This window comes from Pandoraea oxalativorans (assembly GCF_000972785.3).
In the GTDB taxonomy this organism is placed as follows: domain Bacteria; phylum Pseudomonadota; class Gammaproteobacteria; order Burkholderiales; family Burkholderiaceae; genus Pandoraea; species Pandoraea oxalativorans.
Genome location: NZ_CP011253.3, coordinates 229,290 through 247,259, shown reverse-complemented (window position 1 = coordinate 247,259; position 17,970 = coordinate 229,290). Strand labels below are relative to the sequence as shown.

The 17,970-nt window shown below is 65.0% G+C and carries 15 protein-coding genes; 6 read left to right on the top strand and 9 right to left on the bottom strand.

Annotated elements, in window-relative coordinates:
- The first annotated feature begins 99 nt into the window (after positions 1-99).
- Positions 100-1,161: an aromatic ring-hydroxylating dioxygenase subunit alpha gene (locus MB84_RS01060; protein WP_046290414.1), complete on the top strand. Its 1,062-nt coding sequence runs from the start codon at positions 100-102 to the stop codon at positions 1,159-1,161.
- Entirely contained in the window at positions 1,158-2,108 is a 951-nt protein-coding gene (locus MB84_RS01055) for a PDR/VanB family oxidoreductase (protein WP_046290413.1), read from the top strand. Before MB84_RS01060 ends, MB84_RS01055 begins: the two co-directional genes overlap by 4 nt.
- Positions 2,109-2,190: 82 nt before the next feature.
- Here MB84_RS01055 and MB84_RS01050 read toward each other — a convergent pair whose 3' ends face one another.
- The 3 genes from MB84_RS01050 to mdlC all read right to left on the bottom strand — a co-directional run bounded on the left by MB84_RS01050 (position 2,191) and on the right by mdlC (position 6,787).
- Complete coding sequence (locus MB84_RS01050; RefSeq protein WP_046290412.1) at positions 2,191-3,558, bottom strand: MFS transporter; 1,368 nt, start codon at positions 3,556-3,558, stop codon at positions 2,191-2,193.
- 60 nt (positions 3,559-3,618) lie between these two features.
- Complete coding sequence (locus tag MB84_RS01045; RefSeq protein WP_046290411.1) at positions 3,619-5,088, bottom strand: aldehyde dehydrogenase; 1,470 nt, start codon at positions 5,086-5,088, stop codon at positions 3,619-3,621.
- Between the two features lie 70 nt (positions 5,089-5,158).
- Positions 5,159-6,787: a benzoylformate decarboxylase gene (mdlC, locus tag MB84_RS01040; protein WP_046290410.1), complete on the bottom strand. Its 1,629-nt coding sequence runs from the start codon at positions 6,785-6,787 to the stop codon at positions 5,159-5,161.
- Positions 6,788-7,042: 255 nt separating this feature from the next.
- Between mdlC and MB84_RS01035 the strand changes: the two genes are divergently transcribed.
- Positions 7,043-7,948, top strand: coding sequence for a LysR family transcriptional regulator (locus MB84_RS01035; RefSeq protein ID WP_046290409.1), 906 nt, complete (start codon positions 7,043-7,045; stop codon positions 7,946-7,948).
- 52 nt (positions 7,949-8,000) lie between these two features.
- On the opposite strand, the gene MB84_RS01030 is transcribed toward MB84_RS01035, so the two are convergent.
- Entirely contained in the window at positions 8,001-8,699 is a 699-nt protein-coding gene (locus MB84_RS01030; RefSeq protein ID WP_046290408.1) for a Dph6-related ATP pyrophosphatase, read from the bottom strand.
- Positions 8,700-8,878: 179 nt separating this feature from the next.
- A complete protein-coding gene (gene argB, locus MB84_RS01025) occupies positions 8,879-9,784 on the bottom strand; it encodes an acetylglutamate kinase (RefSeq protein ID WP_046290407.1) in 906 nt (301 codons plus the stop codon).
- Positions 9,785-10,240: 456 nt separating this feature from the next.
- On the opposite strand from argB, the gene MB84_RS01020 reads away from it, so the two are divergent.
- Complete coding sequence (locus tag MB84_RS01020; protein ID WP_052652837.1) at positions 10,241-10,522, top strand: cysteine-rich CWC family protein; 282 nt, start codon at positions 10,241-10,243, stop codon at positions 10,520-10,522.
- A 15-nt stretch (positions 10,523-10,537) separates the two neighbouring features.
- Here MB84_RS01020 and MB84_RS01015 read toward each other — a convergent pair whose 3' ends face one another.
- Positions 10,538-11,038 carry a copper chaperone PCu(A)C gene (locus MB84_RS01015; RefSeq protein WP_046290406.1) on the bottom strand — a complete coding sequence of 167 codons (501 nt, stop codon included), beginning with the start codon at positions 11,036-11,038 and terminating at the stop codon, positions 10,538-10,540.
- Positions 11,039-11,306: 268 nt separating this feature from the next.
- Between MB84_RS01015 and MB84_RS01010 the strand changes: the two genes are divergently transcribed.
- Complete coding sequence (locus MB84_RS01010; protein WP_046290405.1) at positions 11,307-12,575, top strand: ATP-binding protein; 1,269 nt, start codon at positions 11,307-11,309, stop codon at positions 12,573-12,575.
- Positions 12,572-13,114: a response regulator transcription factor gene (locus MB84_RS01005; RefSeq protein ID WP_046290404.1), complete on the top strand. Its 543-nt coding sequence runs from the start codon at positions 12,572-12,574 to the stop codon at positions 13,112-13,114. Before MB84_RS01010 ends, MB84_RS01005 begins: the two co-directional genes overlap by 4 nt.
- A 67-nt stretch (positions 13,115-13,181) precedes the next feature.
- On the opposite strand, the gene hslU is transcribed toward MB84_RS01005, so the two are convergent.
- The 3 genes from hslU to MB84_RS00990 all read right to left on the bottom strand — a co-directional run bounded on the left by hslU (position 13,182) and on the right by MB84_RS00990 (position 17,743).
- Positions 13,182-14,540 (bottom strand): ATP-dependent protease ATPase subunit HslU, encoded by a 1,359-nt coding sequence (hslU, locus tag MB84_RS01000; protein WP_046290403.1) that lies wholly within the window; start codon positions 14,538-14,540, stop codon positions 13,182-13,184.
- A gap of 131 nt (positions 14,541-14,671) precedes the next feature.
- A complete protein-coding gene (hslV, locus tag MB84_RS00995; RefSeq protein ID WP_046290402.1) occupies positions 14,672-15,223 on the bottom strand; it encodes an ATP-dependent protease subunit HslV in 552 nt (183 codons plus the stop codon).
- Between the two features lie 339 nt (positions 15,224-15,562).
- A complete protein-coding gene (locus tag MB84_RS00990) occupies positions 15,563-17,743 on the bottom strand; it encodes a TonB-dependent receptor (RefSeq protein ID WP_084009979.1) in 2,181 nt (726 codons plus the stop codon).
- Positions 17,744-17,970: the final 227 nt, after the last annotated feature.

Here is a 17,970-nt window from a genome sequence, read left to right as displayed (position 1 = left end):
CACACGCCCCGCACGCCCTCCCCTAATCCGACTCAACCCAATCGAAACGAGAGTGCGCCAAACCCTCCACCCGAAGGCGCACCAAGGAGACAAACGATCATGTTCCTCAAAAACACCTGGTACGTCGCATGCACCGCCGACGAGTTCGCCGAGAAGCCGCTGGGCCGCAAGATCTGCAACGAAGCAATGGTGTTCTTCCGCGACGGCAACGGTAAAGTCGCCGCGCTCGAAGACTTCTGCCCGCATCGCGGCGCAGCGCTGTCGCTGGGCTTCGTGAAGGACGGGCACCTCGTGTGCGGCTATCACGGCCTGACTGTCGATGGCGGTGGCAAGTGCACGAAGATGGTCGGTCAGCGCGTCGGCGGCTTCCCGAAGACGCGCGCGTTCCCGTGCGTCGAGCGTTACGGCTTCGTGTGGGTCTGGCCGGGCGACGAAGCCCTCGCGAACCCCGATGAGATCCCGCATCTCGAATGGGCCGTGAGCGAGCAGTGGGCGTACGGCGGCGGTCTCTATCACATCAAGTGCGACTATCGCCTGATGATCGACAACCTGATGGATCTGACGCACGAGACCTACGTGCACGCCACGAGCATCGGCCAGGAAGAGATCGAAGAAGCGCCGCCGAAGACGACCGTCGAAGGCGACATGGTCATCACGGCGCGCCACATGGAGAACATCAAGGCACCGCCGTTCTGGGCGAGCGCACTGCGCGCGAACGGTCTGGACGATCAGGTGCCGTGCGACCGCTGGCAGGTGTGCCGTTTCACGCCGCCGAGTCACGTGATGATCGAAGTCGGTGTCGCGCATGCGGGTCATGGCGGCTACGACGCGCCTGCCGACAAGAAGGCAGGCAGCATCGTCGTCGACTTCATCACGCCGGAGACCGACGAATCGATCTGGTACTTCTGGGGCATGGCGCGCAACTTCAAGCCTGAAGACGCCGAGCTGACGGCCGCCATCAAGCGCGGACAGGGCGGCATCTTTGCCGAAGACCAGGAAGTGCTCGAAGCGCAGCAGCGCAATCTGTCGGCATATCCCGAGAAGAAGATTCTCAAGCTGAACATCGACGCAGGTGGCGTGCAGTCGCGCAAGGTGCTCGACCGTCTGATCGACGCCGAGCGCGCGGGTGCCGCGACCGGCGGTGTGGAGAACGCAGCATGAAAGTCCGGCTGGCGAACAAGCGCGATGTCGCAACCGACATCTGCGAATTCGAACTGGTGAGTGTCGACGGCAGCGCGCTGCCCACCTTCACCGCCGGGGCGCACATCGACGTGCATGTGCCCAATGGCCTCATCCGCCAGTACTCGCTGTGCAACGCCCCCGGCGAGACGCATCGCTACTGCGTGGGCGTGCTGCGTGATCCGCAATCGCGCGGTGGCTCCGTGGGCATGCATGCGCTGACGGTCGGCGCCGAGATCGAGATCAGCGCGCCGCGCAATCACTTTCCGCTCGCGGACACCGCGAAGCACAGCATTCTGCTCGCGGGCGGCATCGGCGTGACGCCGATCCTCTGCATGGCAGAAGCGCTGGCGGCGAGTGGTGCGTCGTTCGAAGTGCACTATTGCACGCGCGAACCTGCACGTACGGCCTTTCGCGATCGTTTCGCCAGCGTTGGCATCGCCGACAAGACGCGGTTCTACTTCGACAATGAAGGCGCGCGCGCAGATCTCGATGCGATTCTCGCGCAGCCGTCCGGCGGCAAGCATTTGTACGTGTGCGGCCCGGCCGGTTTCATCGACGCCGTGCTGGCGCGCGCAGAAGCCGCGCAATGGCCGGAAGGCAACGTGCGTCGCGAGTACTTCGCCGCACCGGTGTCGGCCAACACCGACGGCGAAGGCGACCAGCCGTTTCAGGTCAAGCTGCATTCGAGCGGCCGCGTGATCGACGTGAAAGTTGGCGAGACCATCGTCGCCGCACTCGCTGCACAAGGCGTCGAAGTGCAGATGTCGTGCGAGCAGGGCGTGTGCGGCACATGCCTCACCCGTGTTGTCGACGGCACGCCCGACCACCGCGACGTCTATCTCACCGATGACGAACGTGCCGCCAACGATCAGATCCTGCCGTGCTGCTCGCGCAGCAAATCGCCCGTGCTGGTACTCGATCTCTGACCGAAGTCGTCCTGTAAAAAACGAACAGCCCCGCGTCTTCATCCGAGCGGGGCTGTTTGTTTTCATCGACGTCCGATGTGCATTACATCACCCGATGCCGCGTCTCGCGCACGAGCACCGTCGAGATCAGCGCCATGGCCGCGAGCACCAGGAAGTAGACGATCACGGGCCAGATCTCGCCGTGACTCCATGCCAGCAGGCTTGCGGCGATCATCGGCGCGAGCCCCCCGCCCATCGCCGTCCCGATCTGCTTGCCGAGCGACACGCCCGAGAAGCGCACGCGCGTATCGAACAGCTCCGAGAAGAAGCTGCCTTCCGGGCCGAACATCATCGGGTGGATGATGCCCGCGCCGATCACGATGGCGCACACGACAAGTGCCGTCTCCTTGCTGCCCATCATCAGGAAGAACGGATAGATGAAGAGCGCCGTGGCCGCGAGCCCCATCAGGAACATCGGACGGCGTCCGAGTTTGTCCGACAGCATGCCGAACGCGGGAATCGTGAGCATGGCGAGGATGTTGGCGTACAGCACGCCGTCGGCCATCACGTTGCGCGGCAGGCCGAGCGTTTTCGTGCCGTACGAGAGCGAGAAGATCGCGACCAGATAGAAGAAGCTCGTCTCGGCCAGACAGATGAAGAACGTGACGAGCGTCGGGCGCCAGTAATGCGTGAGCACCTCGGCCACCGGCACCTTCGCGATATCGCGATGCTGCTCCGCCGCCTTGAACGTGGGCGACTCCTCGACCTTCAGACGCACGTAGGTGCCAAGCGCCACCAGCAGCAGACTCACGAGGAACGGCAGACGCCAGCCCCATGACAGCAAGTCCTCTTCCGGCAGACGGGTGATGAGCACGATGGCGAGCGACGCGCCGACAATCGACGTCGGCCCTGCCGCCTGAATCAGCCCGCCGAAGAGACCTCGCAAGTGCGCAGGCGCGCCCTCGACCGTCATCAGCAGCCCGCCCACGGACTCGCCGCCGAGCGCGAAGCCCTGAATAAAGCGCAGCGTGACGAGCATGATGGGCGCCCACATGCCGACCATCGCGTAGGTGGGCAGCAGGCCGATGAGCGTAGTCGCCACGCCCATCAGAATCAGCGTGAACAACAGGATCGACTTGCGTCCGATGCGATCGCCGAAGTGACCGAAGACGATGCCGCCGATGGGCCGCGCGAGGAAGCCGACGGCGAAGGTGGCGAACACGGCGATCATGCCCGTCATCGCGTCGAGCTGCGGGAAGAACAGCCGGTCGAACACGATGGGGGCGAGAAAGCCGTAGACGAAAAAGTCGTACCACTCGATCGCGGTGCCGAAGCAACTCGCCGCGACCACGCGACCGAAGTTCGGGGCGGCAGCAGCCGGTGCGGCCGAAGCATCGGTCGCATGCGGCTGACCGGATGCGGCGGATGCAGCGCTCGCCCCCGCAGGGGCGGTTTCAAACGGTTGTGACACGGTTGTCTCCTCCGGCCGTCTATTCCGGTCTCCCGGCTGCGGCGGTATGGTGATGTGACGTCAGAACGGGTAATGACGCGGGGTGGTCTGCACCGTCATCCAGCGCAGTTCGGTGAATTCGTGAACGCCTGCTTTGCCGCCGAAGCGTCCCCAGCCGCTCGACTTCACGCCGCCGAACGGCATCTGCGCTTCGTCGTGCACGGTGGGGCCATTGATATGGCAGATGCCCGACTCGATGCGTTTGGCCACGCCCATCGCGCGCGCAATGTCGCGGCTAAACACGGCAGACGACAGGCCATACGCGTTGTCGTTGGCGCAGGCGATGGCGGCTTCGTCGTCCTTCACGCGAACGATGCCTTTGACCGGGCCGAACGACTCTTGCGCGTAGATCGCCATGTCCGGCGTGACGTGGTCGAGCAACGTCGCGGGCATGAGCGTGGTCTCGGCGCGGCCACCGCACAGCAGTTTCGCCCCCTTGGCGAGGGCGTCGTCGATCAGCGCGTTGCACCGCTCGACCGTGGCCATATCGATGACCGAACCGAGTACGACCGGGCCTTTGCGCGGATCGCCGAGCGGCAGCGAGCGTGCCTTGGCGGCGAGCTTGTCGACGAACGCGTCGGCAATCGATTCGGCCACGACGATGCGCTCCGTCGACATGCAGATCTGGCCCGAGTTGGCGAACGCACCAAACGCCACGCCGTTCACTGCGTCATCGAGATCGGCATCGTCCAGCACGAGGCACGGCGCTTTGCCGCCCAGCTCAAGCACGGCCGGTTTGAGGTGTTCGGCGCAAAGCCCCGCGATGATGCGTCCCACGCGCGTGGAGCCGGTGAAGTTCACGCGGCGCACGGCCGGTTCTGCAATCAGCGCTTCGACGATAGCGCCCGCGTCCTTCGGTGCGTTGGTGATGAAGTTCACGACGCCCGGCGGCAAACCGGCTTCATCCAGCGCGTCGGCAATCAGGCCGTGCGTAGCCGGGCACAATTCCGAGCCCTTGAACACGACGGTGTTGCCGCAAGCGAGCGGCAGCGCCAGCGCGCGTTCGCCGAGAATGACCGGCGCGTTCCACGGTGCGATGCCCAGCACCACGCCTGCGGCCTGACGCACGCCCATTGCGAGACTGCCCGGTACATCCGACGGAATGATCTCGCCCGCGATCTGGGTCGTCATCGCAGCGGCTTCACGCAGGCCTTGTGCGGCGAGATGGACGTTGAAGCCCGCCCACAGACCGGACGCCCCCGTCTCCGCCGCCATCGCAGCCTGGAATTGTTCGACCTTCGCCTCGAGCTGGTCGGCGGCCTTCATCAACAGCGCGCGACGCTCGCCCGGACCGGTGTTCGACCACGCGGGGAACACGTCCCACGCGGCACGCACCGCAGCACGGGCGTCTTCGACAGTGGCTGCGGGGGCACGCGATGCAACCCGGCCGTCGAGCGGATTGCGACGCTCGAACGTTGCGCCGTTGCTGGCGCTCACGCGCTGGCCAGCGATCAGCATCGTGGGGGCTTGCGGATCTTGTTGGATGGACATGGTGTGACGTCTCCTTAGTTCGTTGTGGGTCGCGCGACGACGTCGCGGGCAGGCACGCTATCGCCGTGCATCATGCCACCACGAGTTCGACGAGACGCGTCTCGCCGCTGGCAATGGCATGCGACAGGACGTCGCGCAACTCGCTGCCCTGCTCCACGCGTTGCGCGCGCAAGCCCATGCCTTCGGCCATGCGTACGAAGTCGAGATCGGGCAAGTCGGTGCCCTGCACCGGGTCTTTCGGACCGAAACCGAACGACGGCGCGAAATCCTGCAATGCGGCATAGCGTCGATTGTTCAGGATAACGAAGGTTATCGGCAGGCGCGCCTGCGCCGCGCTCCACAGCGCCTGAATCGAGTACATCGCCGAGCCGTCGCCGATCAGGCCGATGATGCGGCGTCCCGGATGGGCCATCGCCACGCCGACGGCCGCTGGCATCGAGTAGCCGAGGCCGCCGCTGTTCATCGTGTAGAACGTGCCCGGCTGCGTGAACGGCAGGTAGTGCTGCATCAAGGAGCGCGCGCTCGGGGCTTCCTCCACGACGATGTCCTGTGCGTTGCGCACTTGCGCGAGCGTTTGCAGCGCGAAGGCTGTCGTCATCGGCTCACCAGGTGCGTTCGACGTGGCCACGGGCGGCACCGCGCGCACTGGCGGCGCAGTGCGCTCGTTCGGCACGTCACGCGCGAGCAGCGCTTCGACGCCCAGACGCACGTTGCCCACAACCGATGCACCGACCGGCGTCCACGCGGCAACGCCCGGATCTTCGATCAGCTGGAACAGCGATGCGCCGTCCGGCACATGCGGGCCAGCGCCTTCGACGTGATAGGTAAACGCGGGTGCGCCGATCACAAGAATCAGGTCATGCCCCCCGAGCAGCCCGACGATCTTCTCGCGCATCGGCGGCAGGAAACCCGCGAACAGACGATGGTCTTCCGGGAACGCGCAGCGGGCGCACATCGGCGCGGTGAAGACCCGCGCATTGTGACGCTCGGCGAGTGCCACCACGGCGTCGAAAGCTCCCACGCGATCGATCGACGAGCCGACGACGAACGCCGGGCGCTCGCAGGCATCGAGCGCCGCCCCGAGTTGCGCGAGCGCGACCGGGTCGGCCTGCACCCGCGTGCTCACCTGACGCGGCGGCAACGCCTCGCCCGGGCGATCCCAGTCGTCCACCGGAATCGATACGAACACCGGCCCCTTCGGCTCCTGCATGGCGATGTGATAGGCGCGGGCGAGCGCCAGCGGCACATCTTCGGCGCGTGCCGGTTCCAGACTGAATTTGACATACGGCTGCGGCAGTTCGGTCGCCCGCACGGACGCGAGGAACGGATCGAACGGCAAGATCGAGCGCGCTTGCTGCCCCGCCGTCACGATGAGCGGTGTCTGATTCTTGTACGCGGTGAAGATGTTGCCCATCGCGTTGCCGACACCGGCGGCCGAATGCAGATTGATGAACGCCGCGTTGCCGGTGGCCTGTGCGTAACCGTCTGCCATGCCGACGACGACCGCCTCCTGCAAACCCAGCACGTACTCGAAGTCCTCGGGGAAATCACGGAACAGCGGCAGTTCCGTCGACCCCGGATTGGCGAAGACCTTGGTCATGCCGTGGCGGCGCATCAGGTCGATGACGACCTCGCGCACGGTGAGTGTGTCGGAAACGCCAGCGGGCTGACCGGCGCGAAGTTCTCGGCTGTCTTTCATGGGTTCGGTTGTCTCGTGCTGCCGTCGCCGCGCGAGCGTGAAGGCATGGCTTTTGTGGTGGCTCGCAGCGCGCCCACATGAGTGACTGGGCGCGCAATCTGACGAGCGATTTCCCGAGTATAGGCAGACGATATATGCACCGGAATTGCTTTTACGTGCCGAAGTCATTACGCTTTTGCATGACTTTGCGTTACCGGTCTATCGCGCCAGCTTTCGGTCGGTTTCATCTCAACTCCGGGGGTTCCGTCGTCCGCCATGAGCCTCAATCTTCAGCAACTGCGCGCCTTCACGACCATCGTCGCGACCGGCAGTCTGGGGCGCGCCGCTGTGGTACTGCATCTCACGCAGCCCGCGCTCAGCCGCACCATCAAGCGACTCGAAACCGATCTGGGCGCACCGTTGTTCGAGCGTCACAGCAAGGGGATGGAACTGACGGCGTTCGGGCAGGCGTTGCTGCCGCACGCGATGCTCCTGGCGCGCGAAGCCGAACATGCACGCGAGGAGATCGACGCGTTGCGCGGCCTCGCCAAAGGCACGATCAAGGTCGGTGCGGTCGGCGCCATCGCGAGTCACGTGCTGCCGCTCGCCGTCGACCGGGTGCTCACGCGCTGGCCGAATCTGCGCGTGGAAATCATCGAGGGCGTCTGGGATCGGCTGGCGCAGGGACTCATGCGCCACGAGATCGATCTGGCGCTCTCAACTGTCGCGCCGGATACCGACGACATCGTCGCTGTGCCCGATTGTCACTGGCAAGACGACAGTTATGTGGTCGCGCGGTGCGACCATCCGCTGCGCGAGCGAAAGACGATCACGCTGGCCGACACGCTGGAAGAGCGCTGGGCGATTCCGCCGCGCGGCACCGCGCCCTACGCGCATATGCAAAGCGTGTTCGCCGCGCACGGCCTGGGGTTGCCCAACATCGTCGTGGAGACGCGCTCCGTGCCGGTCCTCAAGAGCATGGTCGCGCGATGCGGCTTTCTGACGTGGATGCCCGAGCCGATGTACGACGTCGAAGCGCAGGCGCGCGTGATGGACACACTGCCCATTGCCACGGTGCGCGCCACGCGCACGCTCACCGCTTTCCGACGACGTCAGGGCATTCTGCCGAGCCCCGCCGCCAAACTGCTCGACGAATTGCGGAAGCTGACTGCACCGGATTGAGGGGACGTCTGTGCTCGGCGTGATCGCCGCACCGGGTGACGTGCAAACGCCCTCAAGCGCCAGCGCCGACGATGTGAGCGCGGTGATACGGCGTGCCGCCGTACTCCTTGGGACCATGAATCGTCTCGACGCGCTCGATGCGCCACGAAACCGGCTGCGCAAAGCGCGGGCCGTCATAGGCGAAGGTGTGAAACTCGCCGTTCTCGCCGCAGGCGTCGACACCTTCAGGCAGATCGGCCAATAGCGACGCGTCGTACTCGCGGCCGACGAATTCCGGCCCGAGGTACCGCCCGTCCACACACACGATCACCGCGCGATATCCCAGCGAGATGAACTCGTGCGCGAGCGTGAGACGTTCGCGCTGCCAGAGCGGCAACACCGCCGTCATGCCCGCCGCCGCGCACACCTTTTCCTCCCAGTCGCGATGCGGCTGAAGGTCGATGTCGCCGAACAGTCCATGCGTGACGCCGTCCGCGCGCATCGCCTGCAACCGCGCGACGAACGTCGCTTCGTAGTCGCGCCAGCCCGCCAGCCCGACGTCGAGCGCGATGCCGAGCGCGTCGGCCTGCGCCTGCATCAACTCCCGCGGCAGACCGTGCGAGCGCGAGCTATCGCCCGTCTCGTCGAACATCGCCAGCAGGCGCCGCACGTCGTAATGCGGTTCGCCGCCGGTGTCGCACGACATCGCGTGATGCAGGGCAAGGCAGGAATCCTTGCCACCGCTCCAGGAAAAGAAAGCAGGTGTCGACATGGTGTCTCGTGAGGACGGATGTGATTGAGCGTGAGATCGAGCGTTCGCAACGCGCCGCACAAATGCAAAGCGGACCCCGCAGGGTCCGCCGCTTGATTCAGTCTGACGCTGTCGTCGCACCTCGCGGGCCAGCACACGATACCCGTGCCGCCTGCGAGGTTGTCGTCATGACGTCCGGCTCAGTGCGAGCGGATCATCGTGCCGAACGGCTGCTCCGTCAGAATCTCCAGCAGCACCGAGTGTTCGATGCGACCGTCGACGATGTGCACCGACTTCACGCCGCTCTTCGCCGCGTCGAGCGCCGACGAGATCTTCGGCAGCATGCCGCCCGAGATCGTGCCGTCTGCGAACAGGTCGTCGATCTCGCGAGCCGACAGGTCGGTCAACAGATTGCCGTCCTTGTCCATCACGCCCGGGATGTTGGTCATCATCACCAGCTTCTCGGCGCCGAGCACCGTGGCGAGCTTGCCCGCGACGAGGTCGGCGTTGATGTTGTACGCCTGACCGTCTTCGCCCACGCCGATCGGCGAGATCACCGGGATGAAGGCGTCGTCCTGAAGGGCGCGCACGACGGCCGGGTTGATCGAGTCCACTTCACCGACGTAGCCGATGTCCAGGAACTGACCGGCGTTCTCGCGATCCGGCAGCAGCATCTTGCGCGCGTTGATCAGGCCGCCGTCCTTGCCGGTGAGACCCACCGCCTGGCCGCCGTACTCGTTGATCAGCATGACGATGTCCTGCTGGACTTCGCCGCCGAGCACCCATTCGACGACTTCCATCGTCTCTTCGTCGGTCACGCGCATGCCCTGGATGAACGTGCCCTGCTTACCGATCTTCTTGAGCGCCTGATCGATCTGCGGGCCACCACCGTGCACCACCACCGGATTGATGCCGACGAGCTTGAGCAAAATGACGTCGCGCGCGAAACCGCGCTTCAATCGCTCTTCGGTCATGGCGTTGCCGCCGTATTTGATGACCACGGTCTTCCCGTGATACTTGCGGATATACGGCATCGCCTCAGCCAGAATTTCGGCCTTGAGAGCGGGTGCGATGTCGTCGATGGAATTCAGTTGCGGATCGGACATGGCAGGAAGGTTCTTCTCACAAATGGAGCAGGTGGACCGGGAAACAGGGCGAATTGTACAGCCAAGGCGCCTTGGCGTGCGGGGGTTTGACGGGTTTCGGAAGGGGCTGCCCCTTGCATCGGCCAAAGCCCGTGGCTACCCTTGCCCACAGGTCGGTCCGCAAACGCAAAAGCGGCAATTTTCGCCCCGTCAGCGGCACAGCGCCGTTCGTGCGTATCACCCCTTTCACTTATTAAAGGACGCCCGTCAGTGGCCGATTTTTACCGTGCCCCCTCTCTGCCCCATCAGGCCCCCGGTTTGCGCGCCGCGCCCGGGCGCGGGTGGCCGGTCGATGACAGCGTCGGTGCTGTTGCAGTTGTACAACTGGCGGACAGCCATGCGCAGTGACGCGTCTCTCACAGGACGGAAATCGCCGGGCGACGCAGGGGATCGGGATCGCGCCAACCGGAGGTGCCGATGACCGTCGACATATCTGTTGAGCCGGTCGATCCGTCGCGCTGCCCGCTGTGCGGCGCGGTCGTGGCGTGCGGGGTGGTGGCGTTGGGAAGCGGCAAGACGGGCAGTGGCGGCGGCATAGGTAGCGAGGTGCAATGCTGGTGTCTCGACTGGCCGCGCCTGCCCGCGTCGGCTCGGCTGGGCGTGGGGGCCTGCCTCTGCCCGGCCTGCCTGCGCGCGGCGCTCGTCGCCGCTGGCGTGCCGGTCGACGGCACCGCCGCCGTTCCGGACACGCCTGGCTAAAGGGCCGCTCGACGCTTACTGGCTGTGCGCGCCGTGCGCCATGCCCGCCATACCGCCGCCGGCCGGCGCCGCCGCCGTGAGGTCACGCACGGTGGCCTTCACCAGTTGCTCGGACGTCTTGTGATCGGCCGTCTCGAACTTCAATGTCACCGGCACGGTGTCGCCCTTCTTGAGTGGCCCCTTCAGATCCGTGAGCATGATGTGATAGCTGCCCGGCTTGAGTTCCACCGGCTTATTCGCCTCCAGCGGCAGTCCCTTGGGCAACGCACGCATCTTCATTACCGTGCCTTCGAGCTTCATTTCATGCACCTCGGCGTTCGCGGCGGCGGGGGTGCTCACGCTGAGCAGCGTGGTCGCCTGATGCGCCTGGAGCGTCATGTAGACGGCTGACGACGTCTGACCCGGGACGGTGCCGCGCGCCCATGCGTTGGACACGTCCACCTGCGACTGCGCGAAGACCGACGCCGACGCCATGCCAAGACTGAATGCGGCCGCCACTAAAAGCTTGTGCTTCATGCAAACTCCTTTTCGTTGTCGACGGGCTGACGAATGATGAGCGTCGAAGAACCCTGCCCAACGCCGATCCATCCCAATCCATGTCTGTCTTTCGGATGAAGACATTGCGCGGCGAGATGTCGCGCAAATCGTGAACGACCATTGTAGTCGTGCGTCGGCAAGAGCGTGTGCCGCCCGTGTAATACCCAGCCTCAGACCGATGCGGCAGAGTGTCGCAGCGCCTCGCAACGCCCGATGGCGCGTGACCCGGACTTGGTACACTTGTCGTATGACTCATTTTCCCATCGAGCGGACGAACGTCGTCCAGCTTTTCTGGCTGCGCTGTCTGGCTATCGTCGGCCAGTTGGCGACCATCGGCGTCGCGCAACTCTGGTTAGGCGTGCGACTTCCGCTGGAGCCGATGCTCACCATCGTCGCGCTCGAAGTGCTGTTCAATGTGCTCACGTGGATACGTGCCCGGCGCGGCGTCGAGCGCGCCAAGCGTCGCACCGATCTCGATCTGATGAGCCAGTTGCTGGTCGATCTGGCCGCGCTCACCGCGCTGCTGTTCTTCTCCGGCGGCGCGACCAATCCCTTCGTCTCGCTGTTCCTGCCCGGCCTGGCCATTGCCGCTGCCGTGCTGCCGTGGCGCAATGCCTCGCAACTGGCGCTGCTCTCGCTCGTCGCCTACGGCGCGCTGAACTTCCAGTACGTGCCGCTCGATCTTGCCGATCCGGGCAATCTGCTGCGTCTGCATCTCGCGGGAATGTGGGTGAATTTCGTGGTCAGTGTGCTGGTGATCGCATGGTTCGTCTCGCGCATGTCACGCGCGCTTCGCGCCCGCGACGCGCAACTCGCCCGCGCCGAACAGCGGCTGTTGCGCGACGAACGGATGGCCGCGCTCGGCGCGCAGGCCGCAAGCGTGGCACACGAACTCGGCACGCCGCTCTCGACGATGGCCGTGGTCGTCGGCGAGCTTCGCAGCGAGAGTCTGGGCAACGATGCACTGAAGTCGTTCGAACCCGATCTGCAAACGCTTGAGCAACAGATTGCGCTGTGCAAGAGCGCGATCGGGCATGTGCAGATGCGCGCGGCAGCCCCCGTGCGCCAGGCGATGGCGGAATGGTTGCCTGCGTTCACCACGCAATGGCGCCTGCGCCATCCGCAGGTGCAATTCCAGTTGCACGTGCCGCCGGACTTGACCACGCGCATCGAAGATACCGTGCAGGTCGGACAGATCCTGACGATCCTGCTCGATAACGCGGCGTACTTCAGTCCGTCGTCGGTCACGCTCGATGTGGCCGCCACGCCCGACGACGTACGCTTCACCGTGTGCGACGAAGGCCCCGGCATGACCGCCGAGCTGCGCACCCGGCTGGGCAACTCGCCTGTCATGAGCACGCACGGCGGACACGGCATGGGGCTGTATCTCGCCTTTGCCAGCGCACAACGTCTCGGCGGCGACATCACCCTCACCCCCAACACGCCGCAAGGCACGCGCGCCGAATTGCGCCTGCCGATGGCCACTTTCTTCTTCGGTTCGCGGAGTCAGACATGAACGCCTCCCACTTCCTTCTTATCGACGACGACGTCGTCTTCGCCGAAACGCTCGCCCGCGCGCTGACACGCCGCGGCTACGACGTGCAGATCGCCAGCGACAGCGCCGCCGCCTTGCTCGCGGCGCGCACGCGTCAGTTCGATCTCATCTCGGTCGACCTGCATCTCGGTCACGACTCCGGTCTGCCGCTCATCGCGCCACTGCGCGCGCTGCAACCGAAAGCCCGCATGCTGGTGCTGACCGGTTACGCGAGCATCGCCACCGCCGTGCAGGCAGTGAAGGACGGCGCAGACAACTATCTGGCCAAGCCAGCCAATGCCGACACGATCCTGGCGTCGCTGCGCAGCGATGCAAGCGAAACGCAGGCAGACGAAGCCTTCGAAAACCCGTCGCCGCTTTCGGTCGCGCGACTGGAGTGGGAACACATTCAGCGCGTACTCGCCGAGCACAACGGCAACATCTCGGCGACCGCCCGCGCACTGAACATGCACCGACGCACGCTGCAGCGCAAACTGCTCAAGCGACCGGTCAAGCAGTAGGCCCGGACGCAGCAACGAAAAAAAGGCCCCGCGGGGCCTTTTTTTCATGGTGCAGCGATGACGACGCTTACAGCACGTAGCGCGACAGATCTTCGTTCTGCACCACTTCCTCCAGGAAGCGGTTCACATACTCGGTGTTGATCGTGACCACTTCGTTGGACTGCTTGCCTGCGCTGTACGAAATGTCTTCGAGCAACTTTTCGATGACGGTGTACAGACGACGGGCGCCGATGTTCTCCGTCTTCTCGTTGACCGAGAACGCAATCTCCGCGAGGCGCTTGATACCGTCCGGTGCGAATTCGAGCGTCACGTCTTCGGTCGCCAGCAACGCCTGATACTGCTTCACGAGGCTCGCGTCCGTTTGCGTAAGAATCGCCTCGAAGTCTTCGACCGACAGCGATTCGAGTTCGACGCGGATCGGGAAGCGGCCTTGCAGTTCCGGAATCAGATCGCTCGGCTTGGCCAGATGGAACGCACCGCTCGCAATGAACAGAATGTGGTCCGTCTTGATCATGCCGAACTTCGTGCTCACGGTCGTGCCTTCGACCAGCGGCAGCAGATCGCGCTGCACGCCCTGACGCGAGACGTCGCCACCGCCCACTTCGCTGCGCGTGGCGATCTTGTCGATCTCGTCGAGGAACACAATGCCGTTCTGCTCGACGTTACGCAGCGCCAGTTGCTTGACCTCTTCGTCGTTGAGCATCTTCGACGCTTCTTCGTCGGTCAGGATCTTGAGCGCATCCTTGATCTTGAGCTTCTGACGCTTCTTCTTCTGGTTGCCCAGATTCGCGAACATGCCCTTGATCTGCTCGGTCATTTCTTCCATGCCCGGCGGGCCCATGATTTCCATGCCCTGCACCGGGATCTCGACTTCGAGTTCGATTTCCTTGTCGTCGAGCGCGCCTTCGCGCAGACGTTTGCGGAAGGTCTGACGCGTAGCGTTATCTTCGCCGCCCGGCTCGGCTTCCACCGACGCCGAACCGAAACGGATATCGCGCGACGATTCGCGGCCCGTCGGCAACAGCAGATCGAGAATGCGGTCCTCGGCGCGATCTTCGGCCTTGGTGCGCACCTTCTTCATTTCGGCTTCGCGCGTTTGCTTGATCGCGATTTCCGCGAGGTCGCGCACGATGCTGTCCACGTCGCGGCCCACATAGCCGACTTCGGTGAACTTGGTGGCCTCGACCTTGATGAACGGCGCGTCGGCGAGTTTGGCCAGACGACGGGCAATTTCGGTCTTGCCGACGCCCGTCGGTCCGATCATCAGAATGTTCTTCGGCGTGATTTCCTGACGCAGGGGATCGGCCACCTGCTGACGACGCCAGCGGTTGCGCAACGCCACCGCAACAGCCTTCTTGGCCTTGTGCTGGCCGATGATGTGTTTGTCGAGTTCCGAAACGATCTCGGAGGGGGTCATATGGGTCATGACGTTCGCCAGATTAGGGGTTCGCAAGGAGGGCGACGCCCGGCCGGACGGCTGTCGATACCACGATCAGCCACCGGCCGGCAGAACGTGCCGCAGGAGTCCACCTGCTGCGCCACGCGCGTCGTCCGTCGTTACTTCGCTGCCTTGGGCGGCAGCGATTCGATGATGTGATTGCCGTTGGTGTAGATGCACATTTCGCCCGCGATCGTCAGCGCCTTCTTGACGATCTCGGCCGGCGTCAGATCGGTATTCTCGACCAGCGCGCGTGCTGCCGCCTGTGCGTACGAACCGCCCGAACCGATGGCCGCCACACCGCCTTCCGGATCGAGCACGTCGCCGTTACCGGTGATGACCAGCGTGGTTTCCGCGTCGGCGACGATCATCATCGCTTCGAGGCGGCGCAGCATACGATCGGTACGCCAGTCCTTCGCGAGTTCGACCGCCGAGCGCGTGAGGTGCCCCTGATGCTTCTGGAGCTTCGCCTCGAAACGGTCGAGCAGCGAGAAGGCGTCTGCGGTGGCGCCCGCAAAACCGACCATGACCTTGCCGTCATAGATCGTGCGGACCTTGCGCGCCGTGCCCTTCATCACGATGTTGCCGAGCGTGACCTGTCCGTCACCGCCAAGCGCGACCTGATCGCCGCGCCGAACCGAGACGATGGTGGTGCCGTGATATTGCTCCATGCCTGTTCCTTTTCGGGGGGCGACATGCGCCCCGTAACGATTGGCCCGGACGTCGCGTCCATCACCGCCGGATCACGGCTGCACAAGCGCTGAGCACCCGTTGGATCGGTGACGACGCGCCCTGCCGGGCGAGACGTGACTGTAGTTTAGGGCAATCGAAAGAATATCAAGAGGCGTCGACGGCATCGCGCAAGACGTGCCGTCGACGACAGGCCGATGCCGCGCGAAGCGGCATGGATCGCGATTTTCGCGCGGCATTGCACCGCGCGAATCGGAAGCCACGAAGCAATTTCTCGGAAATTGCCTCGATTTTGCGGGACGCTGAGCGCGTCACGCCGCTTAGAACGTTGTGCGCAACCCCACGCGAACGGCACGGCCGCCCTGCGGCGCAATGTCGCGCAGCACCGAACTCGCAAGACGCACTTCCTGATTGGTCAGGTTCTCGCCCTTCAGATAGGCCAGCCACTGCGCACCGCCCGCCTTGAACTGATACGTGAGCGCAGCGCCCAGCGTGGTGTAGCCGTTCGTCGTCAGATCGTTGGACGGGACACGTCCCTGATTGCTCGCGTGCACCAGTTCCAGACGTGCGCCCCAGTGGCCCAGTCCGTAGATCACCGCCGCCGTCAGGCGCAACGGCGCGATGCGCGGCAGCGCTTCGCCGGTGTCGCGATTGCGGCTAATGGTGTAATCGCCGCGCAGTTCGACGTCGACGTCACCGTAGCCCTGCCACACGCGCGCACGACCCTGTGCTTCGAAGCCGTAAAGCTCGGCGGGCACCCCGGCGTACTGATACACCGGCAGCGGCTTGTCTTCGCCCTCCACTGTCTGGCCCGTATTGTTGAGCGCGATGAAGTTCGAGAAGCGGCTGTAGAACACGCCCACGCTGCCCTTGTTGGGACCGTTCTCGTAGCGCAACGCCAGGTCGGTGGAGAAGGCCTTTTCCATCTTCGCCTGCGCATCGCCGATCTCGTACACGCCGGTCGCGAGGTGCGGGCCGTTCGCGTACAACTCGTAGAACGTCGGCGCGCGCTCGGTGTACGACGTGTTCACCGCCACCGACCATGCCGGTGCCAGCGCGAACACTGCGCCAGCCGAGACGCTGCCCGGCGTGAAGTTGCGCGACGGCAGATTCTCGAAGCGCTCGTTGCCGCCGGAACTCGGCTTCACGCTGGAATGCTCGATGCGTGCGCCGAACGAGAGCTTCACGGCCTGATTGACGGCCCACTCTTCGAGCGCGAACAGCGCCACGTTGGTGGTGTCGCTCTTCGGCACGAACGCTTCTTCGCCGAGCGCGGAGAAGGTGTTCTGCGAGAACTGCACACCGAGCGCGCCTTCGAGCGGCCCGATCTTTGCGTGGCGCGCTTCGATGCGTCCCTCGTAGCCGTGGTTCTTGAACGTCGTACCCGTCACGCCGCTCTCGATTTCCTTGTGTTCGTAGTCGGTGTAGCCGAAGTCGAACTTGAACGCCGTGAACGGGCCGCTCAGGTTGCGCACTTCGCTCGCCAGCGCGAGTCGTTGCTGACGCAGACGAATGCGCGTGTTTTCCTCGGCGACCGTCCCGTAATCGGAGTCGTAACCGGAGTACGACAGTCCGGCGTAGCCGTCGGCCCACGTCCACGATGCGCCCGCGGCCGCGCCGCTGGTCTGCCCGTCGCTATTGGGCAGGGTGCCCGACGGTTGCTTCGTATCTTCGTCGTCGCGTGCGCGTTGCTGCGCCGAACGGGCGAACCCGGGAATGCGCAGGTCGGCGCTCTTGCGCGCAAAGCCGTCGACGTGGAACGCGAACTGGCCGTTGCCGAATTCGAGCTGCGCTGCGCCTGCGCGCTCGCGGTTCGCACCGCCGTAGTTGACGTCCGTCGCGCCGGAAATACCGTTGAGCGCTTCGCGGGGGATGCGGTTGTCGATGGTGTTGACCACGCCACCGACGGCGTTACCGCCATAGAGCAACGCCGCCGGCCCGCGCACGATTTCCACGCGCTCGATGGAGAGCGGGTCCTGCGCCACGGCGTGGTCGTAGGAGAGCGACGAGGCGTCGAGCGAGGCCGTGCCGTTTTGCAACACGCGAATGCGGTCGCCGTCGAGTCCGCGAATGATCGGGCGGCTGACGTTCGGACCATACGACGTGGCCGACACGCCGGGCAGGCCGTCCAGCGTCTCGCCCAGTGTGGCGGCGCGGCGCAGCGCCAGCGCGCGGCCGTCGAGTTCCGTGAGCGGGGCGGCGAGATCGGCGGCGGCGCGGCCAAGCGGATTGCCCGTGACGAACGTGACGGGCAGCGCAGCTTCCGGCGCGCCCGAGGGCGTAACCGGTGCTGCGGCGACGGGCGGGGTTTGCGTCGACACTTCCGCTGCCTGAGCGGACAGGCTGGTGATGGCGAACGCGCTGAAGGTGAGCGCCGCCGCCAGCGGTAGCGGTGCGAGGCGGGGCGACGTGCGGCGGTGTGCTGCGCACGCAACGTCTGAAGTCAGGGCGAGCGAGGTCGTCGCGCGTTGACGCGCGACGCGAAGGGTAGAGATGGCCATATCGGTCTTGTGCTTGTATTCGGTCTGATGGGGCCGGAGCCCCGTGTATCGGCGCAGCATCGGGACGAATGCACGCGAGGCCACCGACAGGCGGCGCGTCGCAAGCAGCGGCGCACGTCGGCGTGACGGTGTGCGTACCGATGGAAATTCGTCGGATGCGCGCGAGGCCGATGCGAACGCGTCGATCCCCCACGGGTGAAGGGAAGACAGACGAGCGATTCACAAGG

What these genes read in the sequence shown, in the direction of transcription:
- MB84_RS01060 (WP_046290414.1), top strand. Translation starts at nt 100, where the DNA reads ATGTTCCTCAAAAACACCTGGTACGTCGCATGCACCGCCGACGAGTTC.
- MB84_RS01055 (WP_046290413.1), top strand. Translation starts at nt 1,158, where the DNA reads ATGAAAGTCCGGCTGGCGAACAAGCGCGATGTCGCAACCGACATCTGC.
- MB84_RS01045 (WP_046290411.1), bottom strand. Translation starts at nt 5,088, where the DNA reads ATGTCCATCCAACAAGATCCGCAAGCCCCCACGATGCTGATCGCTGGC.
- mdlC (WP_046290410.1), bottom strand. Translation starts at nt 6,787, where the DNA reads ATGAAAGACAGCCGAGAACTTCGCGCCGGTCAGCCCGCTGGCGTTTCC.
- MB84_RS01035 (WP_046290409.1), top strand. Translation starts at nt 7,043, where the DNA reads ATGAGCCTCAATCTTCAGCAACTGCGCGCCTTCACGACCATCGTCGCG.
- MB84_RS01030 (WP_046290408.1), bottom strand. Translation starts at nt 8,699, where the DNA reads ATGTCGACACCTGCTTTCTTTTCCTGGAGCGGTGGCAAGGATTCCTGC.
- argB (WP_046290407.1), bottom strand. Translation starts at nt 9,784, where the DNA reads ATGTCCGATCCGCAACTGAATTCCATCGACGACATCGCACCCGCTCTC.
- MB84_RS01020 (WP_052652837.1), top strand. Translation starts at nt 10,241, where the DNA reads ATGACCGTCGACATATCTGTTGAGCCGGTCGATCCGTCGCGCTGCCCG.
- MB84_RS01015 (WP_046290406.1), bottom strand. Translation starts at nt 11,038, where the DNA reads ATGAAGCACAAGCTTTTAGTGGCGGCCGCATTCAGTCTTGGCATGGCG.
- MB84_RS01010 (WP_046290405.1), top strand. Translation starts at nt 11,307, where the DNA reads ATGACTCATTTTCCCATCGAGCGGACGAACGTCGTCCAGCTTTTCTGG.
- MB84_RS01005 (WP_046290404.1), top strand. Translation starts at nt 12,572, where the DNA reads ATGAACGCCTCCCACTTCCTTCTTATCGACGACGACGTCGTCTTCGCC.
- hslU (WP_046290403.1), bottom strand. Translation starts at nt 14,540, where the DNA reads ATGACCCATATGACCCCCTCCGAGATCGTTTCGGAACTCGACAAACAC.
- hslV (WP_046290402.1), bottom strand. Translation starts at nt 15,223, where the DNA reads ATGGAGCAATATCACGGCACCACCATCGTCTCGGTTCGGCGCGGCGAT.
- MB84_RS00990 (WP_084009979.1), bottom strand. Translation starts at nt 17,743, where the DNA reads ATGGCCATCTCTACCCTTCGCGTCGCGCGTCAACGCGCGACGACCTCG.